Source organism: Caulobacter sp. P1_D6 (assembly GCF_056406095.1).
Map to the genome: position 1 here is coordinate 85981 of NZ_JBFUAW010000019.1, position 16739 is coordinate 102719.

A 16739-nucleotide genomic window follows, 5' to 3' on the forward strand; every position below is an offset into this window, starting at 1 on the left:
GCGCTTCAGATATTCATATTCCGGCAAAATTCGCTTGTTTTAAGCGGTGAGAGGCTGATTGACAGGCTTGCTCGGTTTCTGCAAAAGATTGCAAACAATGGATCGGCGCGATGTCGGACGATCCTGGACAGCAGGGAAGGGGCAGGGGGCGTGGCAGTTTCGGGGGCATGGATGAGTCGATCGGCGGGCGCCGCGTTCGTCGCCGCCGCGATCACGACCGCCGGTTTCGCGCAGCCCGCGACGCCCGTTCATCCGGTCAATTCGGCGGCGTATCGGGATCGCGCGCCGCGGGACGAGGTGATCTATTTCGTCTTGCCCGACCGCTTCGCCAACGGCGACGCGGCCAATGATCGCGGTGGTCTGGTCGGCGATCGCCTGAAGACGGGCTTCGATCCCGCCGACAAGGGCTTCTATCACGGCGGCGACCTGGCCGGCCTGACCGGCAAGCTCGATTACATCCAGGGCCTGGGCGCCACGACGATCTGGCTGGGGCCGATCTTCAGGAACAAGGTGATGCAGGGACCGCCCGGCCAGGAGTCCGCCGGCTATCACGGCTACTGGATCACCGACTTCACCGACGTGGATCCGCACTTCGGAACGCGGGCCCAGATGAAGACCTTCGTCGACGCCGCCCATGCGCGCGGCGTCAAGGTCTATCTGGACATCGTCGCCAACCACACCGCCGACGTGATCCAGTATCGCGACTGTCCGGCCAGCGGCTGCGACTACCGGTCCAAGGCCGATTATCCGTTCGTCCGGAAAGGCGGGCCGCGAGGGCCCGTGATCAACGACGGCTTCCTCGGCGACCAGGCTGGCCAGCAGACGACCGAGAATTTCGCGCGGCTGACGCGGCCCGACTTCGCCTACGAACCCTACGTCCCCAGGGAAGAGGCGGCGATCAAGAAGCCGGCCTGGCTGAACGATCCCGTCTGGTACCACAACCGCGGTAACAGCCGTTTCGTGGGCGAAAGCTCGACCTATGGCGACTTCTCGGGCCTGGACGACCTGGCCACCGAGAACCCGCGCGTTGTCCGGGGCTTCATCGACATCTACGGCCAGTGGATCGACGACTTCGGGATCGACGGCTTCCGGATCGACACCGCCCGCCACGTCAATCCCGAGTTCTGGCAGGCCTTCGTGCCGGCCATGCTGGCCCGGGCCAAGGCGCGGGGGATTCCCAACTTCCACATCTTCGGCGAGGTCGCTGAAACCACGCCCGGAATGCTGGCCAGGTTCACGCGGGTGGACGGCTATCCCGCCGTGCTGGACTTCGCCTTCCAGGGCGCGGTGACCGACGCCGTCAACGGCAAGACCGGGACCGAGGTCCTGGTCCAGTTGTTCGCGCAGGACGCGCTCTACGAGGGCGGCGCTCCAGCGGCGCTGCAACTGCCGACCTTCCTGGGCAATCACGACATGGGTCGGATCGGCCATTTCGTGCGGGCCGCTCATCCGGACGCCTCGGACGACGAGGTCACCCGGCGGGTGATCCTGGCCCACGCCTTCCTGATGTTCACCCGCGGCGCGCCGGTTCTCTATTACGGCGACGAGCAGGGGCTGGTCGGCGTGGGCGGCGACAAGGATTCCCGCCAGGACATGTTCGCGACGAAGGTCGCTGAGTACGCCTCCGCCCGGCTGGTCGACGGCGCCCCGGCGGCCGGCGATCACTTCAAGACCGACGGGGCGCTCTACAAGGCGATCTCGGCCATGGCCCGACTGCGCGCCGCCGAGCCGGCCCTGCGCGGCGGCCGCCAGGTCGTGCGCGCCGCCAGCGACAAGCCGGGCCTGTTCGCCGTCTCGCGGATGACCGACGCCGGCGAGACCCTGGTGGCGTTCAACACCGGCCTGACGTCGGTCGCGGTCCAGATCGAGGTCGACTCGACCTCGCGGGCCTGGCGTTCCGCTCACGGGTCCTGCGCGCCCGCCGCCACGGCGCCCGGCAGCTATCGGGTCGAGATCGGCCCGCTCGATTACCTGATTTGCGTTTCGGAGGTTGGCCAGTGACGGTCGAGACACTTTCAAAGCCGTCGGCCCCTCTGACCCACGACCGCGACTGGTGGCGCGGCGCGGTCATCTACCAGATCTACCCGCGCAGCTTCGCCGACTCGAACGGCGACGGCGTGGGCGACCTGCCGGGCGTCACGGCCCACCTGGAGCACGTCGCCTCGCTGGGCGTGGACGCCGTCTGGCTGTCGCCGTTCTTCACCTCGCCGATGAAGGACTTCGGCTACGACGTCTCGAACTACGAGGATGTCGACCCGATCTTCGGGACCCTGGCCGACTTCGATCGCCTGATCGAGAAGGCCCACGCCCTGGGCCTGAAGGTGATCATCGACCAGGTGTTCTCCCACACCTCCGACGAGCACCCGTGGTTCAAGACCAGCCGCCAGGACCGCGCCAATCCCAAGGCCGACTGGTACGTCTGGGCCGACGCCAAGCCGGACGGCTCACCGCCCAGCAACTGGCAGTCGGTGTTCGGCGGTCCGTCCTGGACCTGGGACGCGCGCCGTCGCCAGTACTATCTGCACAACTTCCTGTCGGCCCAGCCCGACCTCAACGTCCACAGCCCGCAGGTGCAGGACGCCTTGGTCGCCACGGCGCGGTTCTGGCTGGATCGCGGGGTCGACGGCTTCCGCTTCGACGCGATCAATTTCGCGATGCACGACCAGGCCCTGACCGACAATCCGCCGATCCTGAACGGCGAAGGCAAGCGCACGCGGCCGTTCGACTTCCAGCATCACTTCCACAACCAGTCGCACGACGACATCCCGGCCTTCCTGACCCGGCTGCGCCAGCTGGGCGAGGCGTACGGCGGCCGCTTCATGGTGGCCGAGGTCGGGGGCGAGCGGGCCGACAGCGAGATGAAGCTGTACACCCAAGGGCCCGACCGCCTGCACAGCGCCTACGGCTTCCTCTACCTCTATGCCGACACCCTGGCGGCCGACCTGATCCGGCAGGGCACGGCCATGTGGTCGGGCGAGGACGGGCAGGGCTGGCCGTCCTGGACCTTCTCGAACCACGACGCGCCGCGGGCGGTGTCGCGTTGGGCCCGGGGTCGCGATCCCAAGGCCTTCGCCGAGATGTCGCTGCTGCTGCTGGTCAGCCTGCGCGGAAACGTCTTCATCTACCAGGGCGAGGAGCTGGGCCTGCCCCAGGCCGAGGTGCCCTACGATCGGCTGCAGGACCCCGAGGCGATCGCCAACTGGCCCGAGACCCTGGGTCGCGACGGGGCCCGCACGCCGATGCCGTGGGTGGCGGTCGCCGCCCACACCGGGTTCTCCAAGGTCGAGCCCTGGCTGCCGATCGATCCCTCGCACATCGACCTGGCCGTCGACCGCCAGGAGCGCGACGGCGACTCCACCCTGAACCTGACCCGCCGCGTCGTGGCCCTGCGCCGCCGGCTGCCCGGCCTGCGGACGGGCGGCATGACCTTGGTCGACGCCCCCGAGCCGCTGCTGGTGTTCCTGAGGGGCGAGGGCGCGGACCATGTGCTGTGCGCCTTCAACCTGGGTTTCGAGACCGCGGCCTGGGACCTGCCGGCCGGCTGGCGCATCGTCGAGAGCGTCAACCTGGCCGGGGAGGGCGCGCTGCCGCCGATGGCCGGGCTGGTGGCCGTGAAGGCCTAGCGCCGCCGCCCGCCGCCGCGCATGCCGCCCATGTGACCGCCGAAGCCGCCGCCATAGGCTCCGCGATCGAACGAGGGCCGGCTGGCGGCCTGGCGCTCGAAGCCGCCGCCCGAACTGCGGTCGCGTTCGAAGCCGCGGTCCCGGCTGGCCCGCTCGGCGTCCAGCGACGGGTCGGGACGGTCGGCCTTCTTGAACTGGCCGCCGTTCCTCGCCTGCTCCCAGCCGTCGGCGCCGTGCTTGTAAACATTGCCGTCCTTGCCGGCGTAGATGTTGCCGTTGACGTCGACGACCCCGCCCTTGGAGATGTCGCCGGTGTCGCGGTCGTAGCGGATGTAGCCGGCGCCGGCCGCCTGGCCGCCGCCGGGGCCCTGGGTGTTGAACCCGCCGATCGCGCCCGCGCCTTCCTGGCCGCGTCCGGCGACTCCGGCTTGGTTGGTCACCCGGCCGGTGTTGGTGTTGACCACCGTGCGTGACCCGCCCGCCACGCCCTCGCCGGTATAGATGTTCGAGACCGAGCCGCCCTGGCCCGCCACGACCCGCCCGGTCTGGGGATTGTAGCGCACCCCGCCGGCCGCCGCCGTCGAACGACCCGTATAGGCGTTGGTGTTGCGCCCGGCATAGCCGTAGCCCCGTCCGCCGGTGGCGGTGTTGTAGTAGCCGCCTTGGCCCGCCCGGCCGTAGTTGCCCGTATAGGGATTGGCCCAGGCCGCCCCGGTGCCGGCCACCACGCTGTTGCCCCAGCGGCCGTAGACGTTCCCGGCGACGGCCCCGCCGCCCCAATAGCCGGGGTAGTAACCCGGATAGTAGCCCCAGGGCCCCCACCACGGGTCGTACCAGGGATCGTACCAGCCCCATCCGAACGACAGCGCCCAGCCCAGGGCCACGCCGTAGCCGAACGCGGCGCCGTAGCCGTAGGGGGTCGGGCAACCGTACCAGTAGGTTCCGGTCCAGCTGGAGCAGGGGTAGCCGGTGCCGTAGACCACGACCCCGTCGCTGACGACGGTGCCGTAGTAGCCGGGGGTGTAGCCGACATAGACCTCATCGCCATTGGTCCCGTAGATGCTGACATAGGTCACGTAGTGCAGCGGCGAGCTGCTGGGGATCCGATAGATCTCGGCCGGCACCTGGGTGGCCGCCGCCCACGGGCCGGTCGAGGCCGGCGCGCTGAACCAGACGCCGTTCTGCAGGGCGTAGTAGCCGTCCGCGCCGGCGCTGATCACCGGGGCCTGCGAGTTGATGGCGTAGCTTAACCCCGTGCCCTCGATCGGTTTGAACTGCGGGGCGCCGTCGTACTGGGGCTGGAAGCGGGCCTCCTTGCGGCTGACGGTCGCCGTCTGCGGCACGGCGTTGGCCACCAGCGACTCCCGGGCTTCCGGCGTGCCGGGGATCGAGGCCAGCACCGCGCCCTTGGGGCCGTCGCTGGGGATCTTGGCGAAGTCGGCGGGCAAGGTCTTGGGATCGACCCAGCGCCATGGCCCCTTGGAGGAGGCGGCGGTGAACCAGCGTCCGGCGATCAGCACGTACCAGCCGCCCGAGGGGTCGATCAGGACGTCGGCCGGCGTGTTGGAGACGTACTTCAGCGAGGTGCCGGGGAGGGCGGCGAAGGCGGGGTCGCCGTCGACCATGATCAGTTCGGCGGGGTGGGTGCGAACGGCGATCTTCGCGCCGGGCAGGGTGGCTGGAGACTTGGGCTGGGCCTCGGCCTGAGCCGAGGGCGGCTTGGCCGGCGCCAACTTGGCCGCGGCCTGGGTCACGGCGGCGGGCGGTTTGGCGGCGGCGGTCCACGGCCCGTCCAGCGACGTCGCCGTCGCCCACTGGCCGCCGCGCGACAGATAGAACGCGCCCTGGCTCTTCAGCAGCACGGCGCGGGTGTTGATCACCCGCTCGACGCCGGTCACGCCCGAGGGCTTCAGGACCGGCTCGCCGTCGATCAACACCAGGATGGTCGGCGCGAAGGCGAACAGGATCTCGGGCGGATTGTTGTTCACCGGTTGCGAGGCGCCCGCCGCGGCGCCGGCCTGGGTCAGGGCCAGGGAGGCTTCCAGCTGATTTAGGCTGGCCACCAGGCTGGTGGTCGGCGCCACCTTGCGGGCCAGGGCCAGATAGCGTGCTTCCTGATCCTTGGCCGTCGGGAAACTGGCGCGGTCGATGGTCAGGTTGCTGAGCACCACCTCACGGGCTTCCTTGTCGGTTTCCGTTCGGGCGGTCAGCCACAGGACGCCGAATTCCTGCTGAGCGATCGCCTTGCCGGAGGCGTCCTTGGCCTCGCCGGTCTTCACCGCCATGACGGCGCGAGCCTTCAGCGCGTCGCCGTTCCAGGAGTCGATCTCCGGGCGATAGAGCGAGAACTCCACGCCATCGACCTGATAGGGGCGGGGCCAGGGTCGGGCGTCGATGGTCTTGGGCGCCGTATCGGCCGGTTCGGCCGCCATCGCCAAGCTCAGGTTCCACGCGCCGCCGGACAGCCCGGCGAGGCCCGCCTCGGCCGTCATCGACAACGCCAAGCCCACTGCCAGCCAGTTCTTCACGCCTGCCTCGCTCACGGTTTCCAGACCAGGCCTTCTGGGCCCCGTCGCCGGTTGAGCGCGCAGTTTTGTCTTGCCCTAGGAGGGGCTCCATAGGGTCATCGCCTCAGGCCCGACCCCGTAAATCGCCTAGAGCGCGGCGCCCGAAAGTGGATGCCGGTTTCGGCGTCCGCCACGCTCCAGGTGTCAGCCCCCGCAGGACTCGCGGATGATCAGGTCGGTCGGCACGCGCTCCGAGCGGCTGGCGCCCTGGCCGCTGGCGTCGAGCAGCTTGGAGACCATCAGCCGGCCGGCCTTGGCGGTGTCTTGCGAGATGGTGCTGAGCGCCGGGCGCGAATAGCGGGCGAACGGCACGTCGTCATAGCCGATCACCGAGACGTCGCGCGGCGTCGACAGGCCCGCGTGCTGCAGGGCGCGGATGGCGCCCAGGGCGATCAGGTCCGAGGCGGCGACCACGCCGTCGAACTTCACCCCGCGCTGGATCAGGGAGTCGACGCTGGCCTCGGCCGACTCGACCTCGAAATGGGCCGGAACGATCAGCTCGGGATCGACGCCCAGGCCGAACTGTTCGACCGCGTCCAGATAGCCGCGATGGCGCTGCATGGCTTCGGGCGCCTCGGTGTCGCCCAGGAAGACGATGCGTTTGCGGCCCAGCCGCGCCAGATGCAGCGTCGCGCGCTTGGCGCCCAGCGGATTGTCCGAGCCCACCGAACAATAGGCCTGGTCGGGCAGTTGCGCGCCCCAGACCACGAAGCGGCCTTCCGTCTCTGCCAGGCGGTTGAAGGCGGTGTGCAGCCAGCTCTGGCCCAGGAAGATCACGCCGTCGGCCCGGCTGGTGGTCATGGCCGCCGACAGGTCCTCGAAACTGGTCGGAGCCACGTGGCTGATCATCAGGTCGCAGCCACGCTCGCGCGCCGCCTCGCCGACGCCGGCCAGCAGTTCGAGGAAGAACGGGTCTGACAATCGGCCTTCGCGGCCCTGGGGGCGGGGAACGACGATGGCGATCGTGCCCTCGGCCCCGATCGGGCCGGCGGGCATGTAGCGGCGGAACGGATAGTCCATCTCGCGCGCCAGCTTCCAGATCAACTGCTTGGTGCGCGTATTGACGGCCGGGCTGTCGTTCAGCGCTCGCGAGGCCGTGGAAATGGATACGCCGGCCAGTCTGGCCAGGTCTTCAAGCCGCGTCGCGCCCTTGGTCACTATCCCGCCCCGTCCGTGAGTCGCTGCAAATTTTGCCGCAAATCTTTTCAGACCTTTGTTAAGGCGCCGTGGCCATGGTTTTCAAGCGCCGTCGAGGGCGGATCACGCGCCTTGATCGGCCGGGATCCGAAGCCGTCGGCGGGCAAGACTCCGCGAAGCTCGGGCAAGGTGTCGGCAAGTCTTGAAAATTTATGCAATCTTTTGCCGACTTAACGGTGATCCGAGCGTCTCTTTGCATGACACCTCGCGGTGTTTCGGTGTCAGGCTGCCGAAACACGATCCTGAAAATGCCGGGAAATCCTGGAAAATCTCGTTGCCAGGGAGAGCGCCGCGTGCACAAATGCACGCACACAAAGCGCTGAAAAAATTTGCGCAAAGCTCTGACGAAACGGAGCTACCAGGGGGAGCGGATGGCGACCAAGGCCCGGCTGAATTTCTTCCAGATCTGGAACATGTGCTTCGGGTTCTTCGGGATCCAGATCGGCTTCGGCCTGCAAAACGCCAACACCTCGCGAATCTTCCAGAGCCTCGGCGTCGAGGTGAACCATCTGGCCATCCTGTGGATCGCCGCCCCGGCCACCGGCCTGCTTGTGCAGCCGATCATCGGCTATCTCAGCGACAAGACCTGGGGGCGTCTGGGCCGGCGTCGTCCGTACTTCTTCTGGGGCGCGATCCTGACCAGCGCCGCCTTGCTGGTCATGCCCAATGCGCCGGTGCTGTGGATCGCCGCGGCCGCCCTGTGGGTGATGGACGCCTCGATCAACATCACCATGGAGCCGTTCCGCGCCTTCGTGGGCGACAACCTGCCCGACGAGCAGCGCGCCTCGGGTTACGCCATGCAGAGCTTCTTCATCGGTACGGGCGCGGTCCTGGCCTCGGCCTTGCCGTGGATCCTGACGAATTGGTTCTCGGTCAGCAACGTGGCGGCGGACGGCGGCGTGCCGCCCGCGGTGCACATCGCCTTCTACGCCGGCGCGGCGGGCCTGCTGCTGTCGGTGCTGTGGACGGTGTTCACCACCCGCGAATACAGCCCCGAACAGCTCACCGCCTTCGAGGCGTCCGAGCGGGCGCTGAAGGGCGAGGCCCTGGCGGCCGACGCCCCGACCCGCACCGCGCGGGCCTACGTGGTGGGCGGCGTCGCCTGGACCCTGGCGGGCGCCGTCCTGGCCGGCGCGATCTTCGCCACGCGGCTGGAGAAGGAAGTCTACGTCCTGGCCGCCATGATCGGCCTGTTCGGCGCCGCCCAACTCGTGGCCGGCCTGCTGCGCCAGCGCGGGCGGACCGCGAACGGCTTCTCCGAAGTCGTCGAGGACCTGTTCCGCATGCCCGCCACCATGAGGCAGTTGGCGGTGGTGCAGTTCTTCTCGTGGTTCGGCCTGTTCGCCATGTGGATCTACACGACCCCGGCGGTCACCGCCTTCCACTACCATGCCGCCGACACCGCCTCGCGGGCCTATAACGACGGCGCCGACTGGGTGGGGTTGCTGTTCGCCCTCTACAACGGCGTGGCCGCGTTGGCGGCCCTGGTGATCCCGCTGATCGCCCGCGCCTTCGGCCGCAAGGCCTGCCACGCCCTGTGCCTTGGGCTGGGCGGGCTGGGCCTGGCGGCGTTCCCGCTGATCCGCGAGCCCGGCCTGCTGTGGATCCCGATGATCGGCGTCGGCTTCGCCTGGTCGTCGATCCTGTCGGCCCCGTACTCGATCCTGTCGGGCGCGCTGCCGGCCCGGAAGATGGGCGTCTACATGGGCATCTTCAATTTCTTCATCGTCATTCCGCAGCTGCTGGCCGCGACCATCCTGGGCCTGCTGCTCAAGGCGCTCTTCGGCGGCGAGGCGATCTGGGCGCTGGTGCTGGGCGCGGGCTCGATGCTGGTCGCCGCCGCCTGCGTGTTCCTGGTCCGCGACGTGGGCGAGCCCAAGGCGGCGCCGGTCCAAGCCCTGTCTTCCGAAGCGCTGTCAAAAGCCTGATCCACGTCGTTATCGACGCCATCATTTCACGAGGTAGTTCCATGCGTTGCCTGAAGATGCTCGCCCTCGCTTCGGTCGCCTCCACGGCCCTGGACGCTGTCGCCCACGCCGAGACGCCGACCACCTGGGCCTATGCCGCCAAGACCGGCGTCGGCGCGTCCTACGAGGCCTATGTCGACGGCGCCTACAAGGACGGCGGCCCGACCGGCGCGGTGTCGAAGGTCTGGTTCTCGATCGCCGACGGAACCCTGACCGAGACCATGTACGGCCTGATCCACGAGGCCCAGATCAAGCAACTTCGGGTGGCGGTGAAGACGTCGACCGGCCTGGCCGTCGAGGGCGCCGACACCACCAGCAAGACCGAATACCTGCACCTCGACGCCGCCGGACGGCCGCTGTCGCCGGCGTATAAGGTGACGACCACGGACAAGCAGGGCCGTTTCGAGATCGAGAAGCGGATCTTCACCGACCCGGACCGCAACGCCCTGTTCGTGCGGGTGACCGTCCGCGCCCTGAAGGGGCCGGTGACACCGTTCCTGGTGCTGGAGCCGCACATGGCCAACACCGGCGGCGGCGACACGGGCGCGGCGACCACCGCCGCCCTGACCGCCTTCGAAGGCAAGGCGTTCCTGAGCCTGAAGGGCGGCAAGCCTTTCGTGAAGGCCGTCGCCGCGCCGCTGGGCGCCGACGCCCTCGCGGCGGTGAAGTCGGGGAGCGGCGCCGCCTCGGCCAAGGGCGCCATCGTCCTGACCGCCGAGCTGCCCCGGCAGGCCTCGGGCGAGGCGACCTACGACTTCGCCATCGGCTTCGGCGGCGACGCGACGGCCGCCGACCAGGCCGCCTCGGCCACCCTCAAGACCGGCTATGACGAGGTGCTGGCCCGCTACAACGGCGAGGGCGACCGTGTCGGCTGGGAGGACTATCTGGCCTCGCTGACCGAGCTGCCGCGCCTGCGCGAGGCCTCGGAGGACGGCGGCAAGCTGGTCCAGGCTAGCGCCCTGATGCTGAAGGTGCAGGAGGACCGCACCTATGCCGGCGCCCTGATCGCCTCGCTGTCCAACCCGTGGGGCGACACGGTCGACGCCTCCAAGCCTTCCACCGGCTACAAGGCCGTCTGGCCGCGCGACTTCTACCAGTGCGCCATGGCCCTGGCGGCGTTGGGCGACAAGGAAACGCCGTTGGCGGCCTTCCACTATCTGCCGCAGGTGCAGGTCAAGGCCGACACCAAGGGCAATACGGGCGTCGGCGGCTGGTTTCTGCAGAAGACCTGGGTGGACGGCACTACCGAATGGGTCGGCGTTCAGTTGGACCAGACCGCCATGCCGATCATGCTGGGCTGGAAGCTGTGGAAGCTGGGCTGGCTGCCCGAGGCGGACCTGAAGGCCTACTATGGCAAGATGATCAAGCCGGCGGCCGACTTCCTGGTCGACGGCGGCAAGGTCGGGGTGGGCTGGAACCACGAGACCATCACGCCGCCGTTCACCCAGCAGGAGCGCTGGGAAGAGCAGGGCGGCCACTCGCCCTCGACCACGGCGGCGACCATCGCCGGCCTGGTGACGGCGGGCGACATCGCCGAACTGGCCGGCGACACGGCGGGCGCGGCCCGCTATCGCGCCACCGCCGACGCCTATTCGGCCAAGGTCGAGGCGCGGATGGTCACCACCAAGGGCCCGTTCGGTGACGGGACCTATTATGTGCGCCTGAACCAGAACGAGGACCCCAACGACCACGCCCCGATCGGCGCGGCCAACGGCCAGATCGCCCCGCCCAAGGACCAGGTGGTCGACGGCGGGTTCCTGGAACTGGTCCGCTACGGCGTGCGCCGGGCCGACGACGCCGCCATCGTCGGCAGCCTGCCGGAGCTGGACGACACCAGCCGGGCCGACCTCTACCGGGTGCGCTATGACTTCAAGTTCCCCGGCGTCGAAGGCGAGTTCCCCGGCTGGCGGCGCTACGACGTCGACGGCTACGGCGAGGACGCCAAGACCGGCGCCAACTACGGCGTGGACGGCAAGATGACTCCGGGCCAGCGCGGCCGGGTCTGGCCGATCTTCACCGGCGAACGGGGCCACTACGAGCTGGCCCTGGCTGGGCTGCACGGCAAGCCCGACGCGGCGGCGATCCAGAAGATCCGCGACCGCTACGTCAAGGCGATGGAACTGTTCGCCAACGATGGCCTGCTGATCCCCGAACAGGTCTGGGACGGCATCGGCCCCAACCCACACGGCTATGCGCGCGGCGAGGGCACGGACTCGGCCACGCCCCTGGCCTGGTCGCACGCCGAATACGTCAAGCTGTTGCGCTCGGTCAGCGACGGCCAGGTGTGGGATCGCTACGCGCCGGTGGCGGCCCGCTACGCGAAGTAGGGCGGGCAACCGCCCGGTGGTTCGGGCGTTTCCTGGTCGTAGCTTAACCGTGAAGAGATCGCCATGACCGACGCCTCGCCCCTCAGGAACAAGGCGTCGGCGGCGCTGAGCCTCGCGCTGGTCGGGACCGCGATCCTCGGCGCGGGCCGCGGACTGGTGGTACGTCAACCAGGGGCAGGACCGGGTGATGCTGGTCGACGTGGCGTCGATCAAGCCCGGCAAGGGCGGCGTGCTGAGCTACTGGAACACCCAGGTCGTGGCCGACGGCGCGGCGGACGGCGTGCGAATGATCAAGAGCTACATGCTGGCCGACTGCGCCAAGACGCGGGGTGGTTGGGGGCTGATCGTCCGCTACGACCGCGACGACCGGCAGCTCGATGTCGACAGCTTGGCCAAGCCGGTCCTGGCGACGGTGGAGCCCGACACCCTGGGAGAGGCCGAGTTGAAGTTCGTCTGCGCCAGTCCCGGCGATCGCGAAGCGGCCGGAGCGTTCGCGGTGGCCGTCGACACGCGGACCTTCGCCGACGCCCTGATCGCCGCCGGTGATGCGGCGCCCCGCGCGGTTTACGACCGCCTGGCCGGCGACCCCGCCACGCCGATCGTCCGCTCCACCGCGCCCGGGACCGAGACCTTTGGCCGCCGCCAGACGGCGAAGGTCGGCCAGCCCCTGGTTCCGCCGCGCGACTACGCCAAGGGGATCGAAGTCCCCAAGGCGGCCGACTACCCGGCGGCCACCTCCGGCGACGCCTACGACGTGACCTTCGAAGGGCTGACGGACGGCGAACTGAAGTTCGAGGTGCGCGGCTATGACGTGGATGACCTGATCCATCCCGCCTCGGGGCAGACCGAGGGCTTTCCCGTGGGCGCCAAGGCGATCCACATCCGAGACCTGGCCATCGGCATCGAGGCCGTGACGCCGGAAGCCATCACCTATCGGGTCCGGGTCGAGAAGGCGGCTGCGCCCGACTAGCGCCTATCGCGCCAGCCTAGGCCAGCGGCAGTTCGAACAATGTCCCCTCGGCAGTGTCGGCGCCGCGTCCGATGGCCGCGATCGCCGCAGACATGCTACCGTTTCGACCCAGGGCCGCGTCCGCCAGACCGACCAGCAGCGGGTTGGGCGTCGCATAGGGCGCAGCCGCACGCAGGGCCTGGGCGATGTCCGCCTCGGCGCGCTCGGGCGCGCGCTGGCAGGCGATGACGTAGGCCGCCGCCGTCGAGCGGCTGACCCCGGCCCAGCAATGGACCAGCATCGGCCGCGCCGCGTCCCAGCCAGCCGCGAAGTCCAGCAGCCGGGCGACCAGGGCCGCGTCGGGCGCCGTGAAACCGTCTCTCGGCTCGGCGATGTCATGGAAGGCGAGCTTAAGGCAGGCCTCGTCGCCGGTCGCTCGGGGCCAGGCCTCGGGGGGCGAGGTCGGCGACAGCAGGCTGACCAGGTGCGACGGCTGGTGCCGGGACCGCGCGACGTCGACCTGGCTGAGCGGACAGACCAGCAGGGTCATCGCGCCACCAGCATCGTCGAAGCGCCCAGCAGCACCCCCAGCTCGCAGGCCTGCTCCACCCCGCCCAGCACGTCGCCGGTGTAGCCGCCGATCAGCCGCCGGGCCGTCAGGGCCAGCGCCGCCGCCAGGGTCGCGCCGACCGCCGCGCCCGCCAGGCCTGACCAGCCCAGCAAGGCCAGCGGCCAGAGGCCGAGCAGGGCGGCGATCAGCAGTTCGAACGGTCGCACGCCGTCGGGCGCGGGCTTGTACTTGGCGTCGTCGCGGTCGCTGACATGGCGTCCCAGCACCATGACCACCACGGCGGCGACGCGGCCCGCGCCATGGGCGGCGACCAGGGCCAAGGCCGCCGCCGCCAGGGGCAGGGTCGTGAGCGCCGCGACCTTGATCGCCAGCACCAGGCCCAGGGCCAGGACGCCGTAGGTCCCGACCCGGCTGTCCTTCATGATCTCCAGGCGACGCGCGGGCGTCTGGCCGCCGCCCAGGCCGTCGGCGGTGTCGGCCAGGCCGTCCTCGTGGAAGCCGCCGGTCACCAATACGCCCGCCGCCACGGCCAGCAGGGCCGGCAGCAGGCCGCTCCACAGCTGTCCCGTTGCCAGCAGCACGCCGGCGCAGATCGCGCCCACCAGGATCCCGACCGGCGGGTAGTAGCGGGCGGCGCGGGTGATCCAGTCCGGCTGGAAGTCGGCGAACGAGGGGGCCGGCAGCCGGGTCAGGAACTGCAGGGCGCAGAAGAACAGCTTCAGCTGGCGCGGCATCAGTCGGGCCCGGCCAGGACGTCGGCCAGGGCGGCGACGTCGGTCAGCAGGTTGGCGGCCGCCACCAGCAGCGGGGCGGCCAGGGCCGCGCCGGTGCCTTCGCCCAGCCGCAGGTCCAGATCCAGCAGCGGACCCGCGCGCAGGGCCTTGAGCATGGTCGCATGGCCGCGCTCGGCCGAGCCGTGGGCGAAGACGCAGTAATCGAGGGCGGCGGGCGCCAGGCGGACGGCCGCCAGGGCCGCGGCCGTGCTGATGAAGCCGTCGACCAGCACCACGCGTCGCATCGAGGCCGCGCCCAGCACCGCCCCGACCATCATGGCGATCTCGCAACCGCCGAACTGGGCCAGCACGTCCAGGGGCTCGGAGGCGTCCGAACGCTGGGCGGCGCGGGTGATCCCCGCGCGCTTGCGGGCCATGCCCTCGGCGCCATGGCCCGTGCCCTGGCCGATGCAGTCGTCGAGCGGCGCGGGCGCAAGGCGGTGCATGATCAGGGCGGCGGACGAGGTGTTGCCGATGCCCATCTCGCCCAGGGCGATGACGTCGGCCCCGTCAGCCGCTGCTTCGCGCGCGATCTCGGCGCCCTTGGCGATGGCGGCCTGCACCTCTCGCGCGGTCAGGGCCGGCTCGCGGGCCGCGTTGGCGGTTCCGCGCCGGATCTTGGCGACGATCAGGTCGGGATGGTCGGGCAGGTCGGCGTCGACCCCGGCGTCGACCACGTGGACATGGACGCCCGTGGCCCTGGCCAGGGCGCCAACACTGGAGCGGCCCGACAGGAACAGTCCCACCATGGCGGCGGTGACGCTGGCCGGATAGGCCGAGACGCCCTCGTTGGTCAGGCCGTGGTCGCCGGCGAACACATAGAGGTCGGTGCGGGCTATGCGCGGGTCCAGTCGGTTCTGGATCAGGCCGATCCGCACGGCCAGGTCCTCCAGTCGCCCCAGCGATCCTGGCGGCTTGGCCTTGCCGTCCAGCAGAGCCCGCAGCGCCGGCTCGAGCGCGGCGTCGACGGGGGTGATGGCGGCCTGGAGAACGGAAAGGACGATCATGACGGGGTCCTGGATAGACGAGCTAGGGTCGAGGGGCGAGGGCGACGATCAGGCCGATCGCCAGTGGGATCAGCCAGAGCAGCAGGCAGGCCCGGCGGTAGAGGCGCAGGCCGCGTTCGAGGTCGGCGGGCGTCGGGCGCGGTCCGTCGCCGAACGTCGGCCGGTCTGTGAGCACGCCGTCGTAGCGGGCCTCGCCGCCCAAGCGGACGCCCAAGGCGCCGGCCATGGCCGCCTCGGGCCACCCGGCGTTGGGCGAGGCGTGCAGGCGGGCGTCGCGGACCATGGTGCGCCACCCCCTGGCTTGGTTTTTGGCGTCGGCCAGGGCGATCAGCGCGCCGGCCGCCCGCGCCGGGATCAGGTTCATCAGGTCGTCGGTGCGCGCGGCCGCCCAGCCGAACATCCGCCAACGCGCTTCCTTGTGGCCGATCAGGCTGTCGGCGGTGTTGACGCTCTTGTAGGCGAACAGGCCCGGCAGGCCGCCGACCAGCAGCCAGAAGGCGGGGGCCACGACGCCGTCGTTGAAGCTCTCGGCCAGGCTCTCCAGGGCGGCCGCCGCCACGCCTTCGGCGTCGAGCGGTTCGGTGTCGCGGCCGACGATCATCGCCACCGCCGCGCGGGCGGCCGGCAGGTCGCCGGCCTGCAGCGGCTCCAGGACGGCCGCGACATGGTCGTGCAGGCTGCGCTGGGCCAGGCCGGTCGTGGCGATCAGGGCGACCAAGGTCAATGCCGGAAGGCTGGAGCCCAGGACGCCCCGGATCGCCGCGCCGAGCAGGACGGCGGCCGCGACCAGCAGGGCGACCAGGACGACGCCCAGCCATCTACGGCGCGGACCGGACGCCGTCGGCTGGTTCCAGCGCCGCTCCAGCGCCTCGATCATCGCCGCGGGCCAGGCCACCGGATGCTTCAACGCCGCCGGATAACCCAGCACCGCTTCTAGCCCCAAGGCCAGGGCCACCACCCAGGGCCAGGGCGCCGTCTCAGCCATCCACCCGTCCGATCAGTTCGATCAGCGGACCCCACGCGCCGGCCACGATCGCCGCCTTGACGCCATAGGCCTGCTCCAGCACCGCGGGCGTCAGGGCCTCCAGCGGCGCGGCGTCGGCGATCAGCGCGCCGTCGCGCAGCACCAGCACCCGGTCGGCCAGGCGCAGGGCAACGCCCAGGTCGTGCAGGGTCATGACCACGCCCTGGCCGTGCTCGACCGCGAAGGCGCGCATCAGGTCGACGGTGTCCAGCTGGTGACCGGGGTCCAGCCCCGCCAGCGGCTCGTCGGCCAACAGCCACGACGGCTCGCCCGCCAGCACCCGGGCCAGCAGGGCGCGGGCCCGCTCGCCGCCGGACAGGGTTGTGACGTCGCGATGCGCGAAACCGGTCATGCGGGTGCGGACCAGCGCGGCCTGGACGGCGGCGTGGTCGGCGTCGCTGAGGCCGCGCGCGCCGCTGTGCGGGATGCGGCCCAAGCCCACCAGGGTCTCGACGTCCACCGCCCAGGCCACCTCGGGCGTCTGGGGCAGGAAGCCGACGCGGCGGGCCCGCTCGCGATGCGCCAGGGTCAGGATCGGCTCGATCCCCAGCGACACCTGGCCGGCGTCGGGTCGGCGCAGCCCGGCCAGGCAGGCCAGCAGGGTCGACTTGCCCGCGCCGTTGGGGCCGACGACGGCGGTGACCTCGCCGGGACGGAAGCGCGCCCCGACCCCGGCCAGCACGTTTCGGCCGCCCAGGGCGACGGTCAGGTTGTCGGCGACCAGATCGCTCATG

General features: G+C 70.4%; 12 protein-coding genes. 5 read left to right on the forward strand and 7 right to left on the reverse strand.

From position 1 onward, the window contains the following. The first annotated feature begins 171 nt into the window (after positions 1–171). Both AC1DYP_RS12410 and AC1DYP_RS12415 read left to right on the forward strand, forming a co-directional pair. Positions 172–2001 carry an alpha-amylase family glycosyl hydrolase gene (locus AC1DYP_RS12410; RefSeq protein ID WP_477046583.1) on the forward strand — a complete coding sequence of 610 codons (1830 nt, stop codon included), beginning with the start codon at positions 172–174 and terminating at the stop codon, positions 1999–2001. Continuing rightward, a complete protein-coding gene (locus AC1DYP_RS12415) occupies positions 1998–3623 on the forward strand; it encodes an alpha-amylase family glycosyl hydrolase (protein WP_477046584.1) in 1626 nt (541 codons plus the stop codon). Before AC1DYP_RS12410 ends, AC1DYP_RS12415 begins: the two co-directional genes overlap by 4 nt. Here AC1DYP_RS12415 and AC1DYP_RS12420 read toward each other — a convergent pair. Both AC1DYP_RS12420 and AC1DYP_RS12425 read right to left on the reverse strand, forming a co-directional pair. Further along, positions 3620–6166 carry a hypothetical protein gene (locus AC1DYP_RS12420; protein ID WP_477046585.1) on the reverse strand — a complete coding sequence of 849 codons (2547 nt, stop codon included), beginning with the start codon at positions 6164–6166 and terminating at the stop codon, positions 3620–3622. The genes AC1DYP_RS12415 and AC1DYP_RS12420 overlap by 4 nt on opposite strands. A gap of 168 nt (positions 6167–6334) precedes the next feature. Next, positions 6335–7348, reverse strand: a complete 1014-nt coding sequence (locus AC1DYP_RS12425; RefSeq protein ID WP_477046586.1) for a LacI family DNA-binding transcriptional regulator — start codon at positions 7346–7348, stop codon at positions 6335–6337. A 410-nt stretch (positions 7349–7758) separates the two neighbouring features. Here AC1DYP_RS12425 and AC1DYP_RS12430 point away from each other — a divergent pair, with 410 nt between their 5' ends. From AC1DYP_RS12430 to AC1DYP_RS12440, 3 genes are all read left to right on the forward strand, one after another. Then, on the forward strand, positions 7759–9315 hold the full coding sequence (locus AC1DYP_RS12430) for an MFS transporter (protein ID WP_477046587.1): 1557 nt from the start codon (positions 7759–7761) through the stop codon (positions 9313–9315). Between the two features lie 41 nt (positions 9316–9356). Further along, positions 9357–11681, forward strand: a complete 2325-nt coding sequence (locus AC1DYP_RS12435; protein WP_477046588.1) for a glucan 1,4-alpha-glucosidase — start codon at positions 9357–9359, stop codon at positions 11679–11681. Positions 11682–11868: 187 nt separating this feature from the next. After that, entirely contained in the window at positions 11869–12651 is a 783-nt protein-coding gene (locus AC1DYP_RS12440) for a hypothetical protein (RefSeq protein WP_477046589.1), read from the forward strand. Positions 12652–12667: 16 nt separating this feature from the next. Here the strand turns inward: AC1DYP_RS12440 and AC1DYP_RS12445 are convergent, their stop codons facing one another. From AC1DYP_RS12445 to AC1DYP_RS12465, 5 genes are read right to left on the reverse strand one after another with little or no spacing between them, the layout of a single operon-like run. Next, positions 12668–13180 carry a tyrosine phosphatase family protein gene (locus AC1DYP_RS12445; protein WP_477046590.1) on the reverse strand — a complete coding sequence of 171 codons (513 nt, stop codon included), beginning with the start codon at positions 13178–13180 and terminating at the stop codon, positions 12668–12670. After that, positions 13177–13935: an adenosylcobinamide-GDP ribazoletransferase gene (cobS, locus tag AC1DYP_RS12450; RefSeq protein WP_477046591.1), complete on the reverse strand. Its 759-nt coding sequence runs from the start codon at positions 13933–13935 to the stop codon at positions 13177–13179. Before cobS ends, AC1DYP_RS12445 begins: the two co-directional genes overlap by 4 nt. Next, positions 13935–14981 carry a nicotinate-nucleotide--dimethylbenzimidazole phosphoribosyltransferase gene (gene cobT, locus AC1DYP_RS12455; RefSeq protein ID WP_477046592.1) on the reverse strand — a complete coding sequence of 349 codons (1047 nt, stop codon included), beginning with the start codon at positions 14979–14981 and terminating at the stop codon, positions 13935–13937. Before cobT ends, cobS begins: the two co-directional genes overlap by 1 nt. Positions 14982–15003: 22 nt before the next feature. Beyond that, positions 15004–15966 carry an adenosylcobinamide-phosphate synthase CbiB gene (gene cbiB / locus AC1DYP_RS12460; protein ID WP_477046593.1) on the reverse strand — a complete coding sequence of 321 codons (963 nt, stop codon included), beginning with the start codon at positions 15964–15966 and terminating at the stop codon, positions 15004–15006. After that, positions 15959–16738 (reverse strand): ABC transporter ATP-binding protein, encoded by a 780-nt coding sequence (locus AC1DYP_RS12465; protein ID WP_477046594.1) that lies wholly within the window; start codon positions 16736–16738, stop codon positions 15959–15961. Before AC1DYP_RS12465 ends, cbiB begins: the two co-directional genes overlap by 8 nt. Position 16739: the final 1 nt, after the last annotated feature.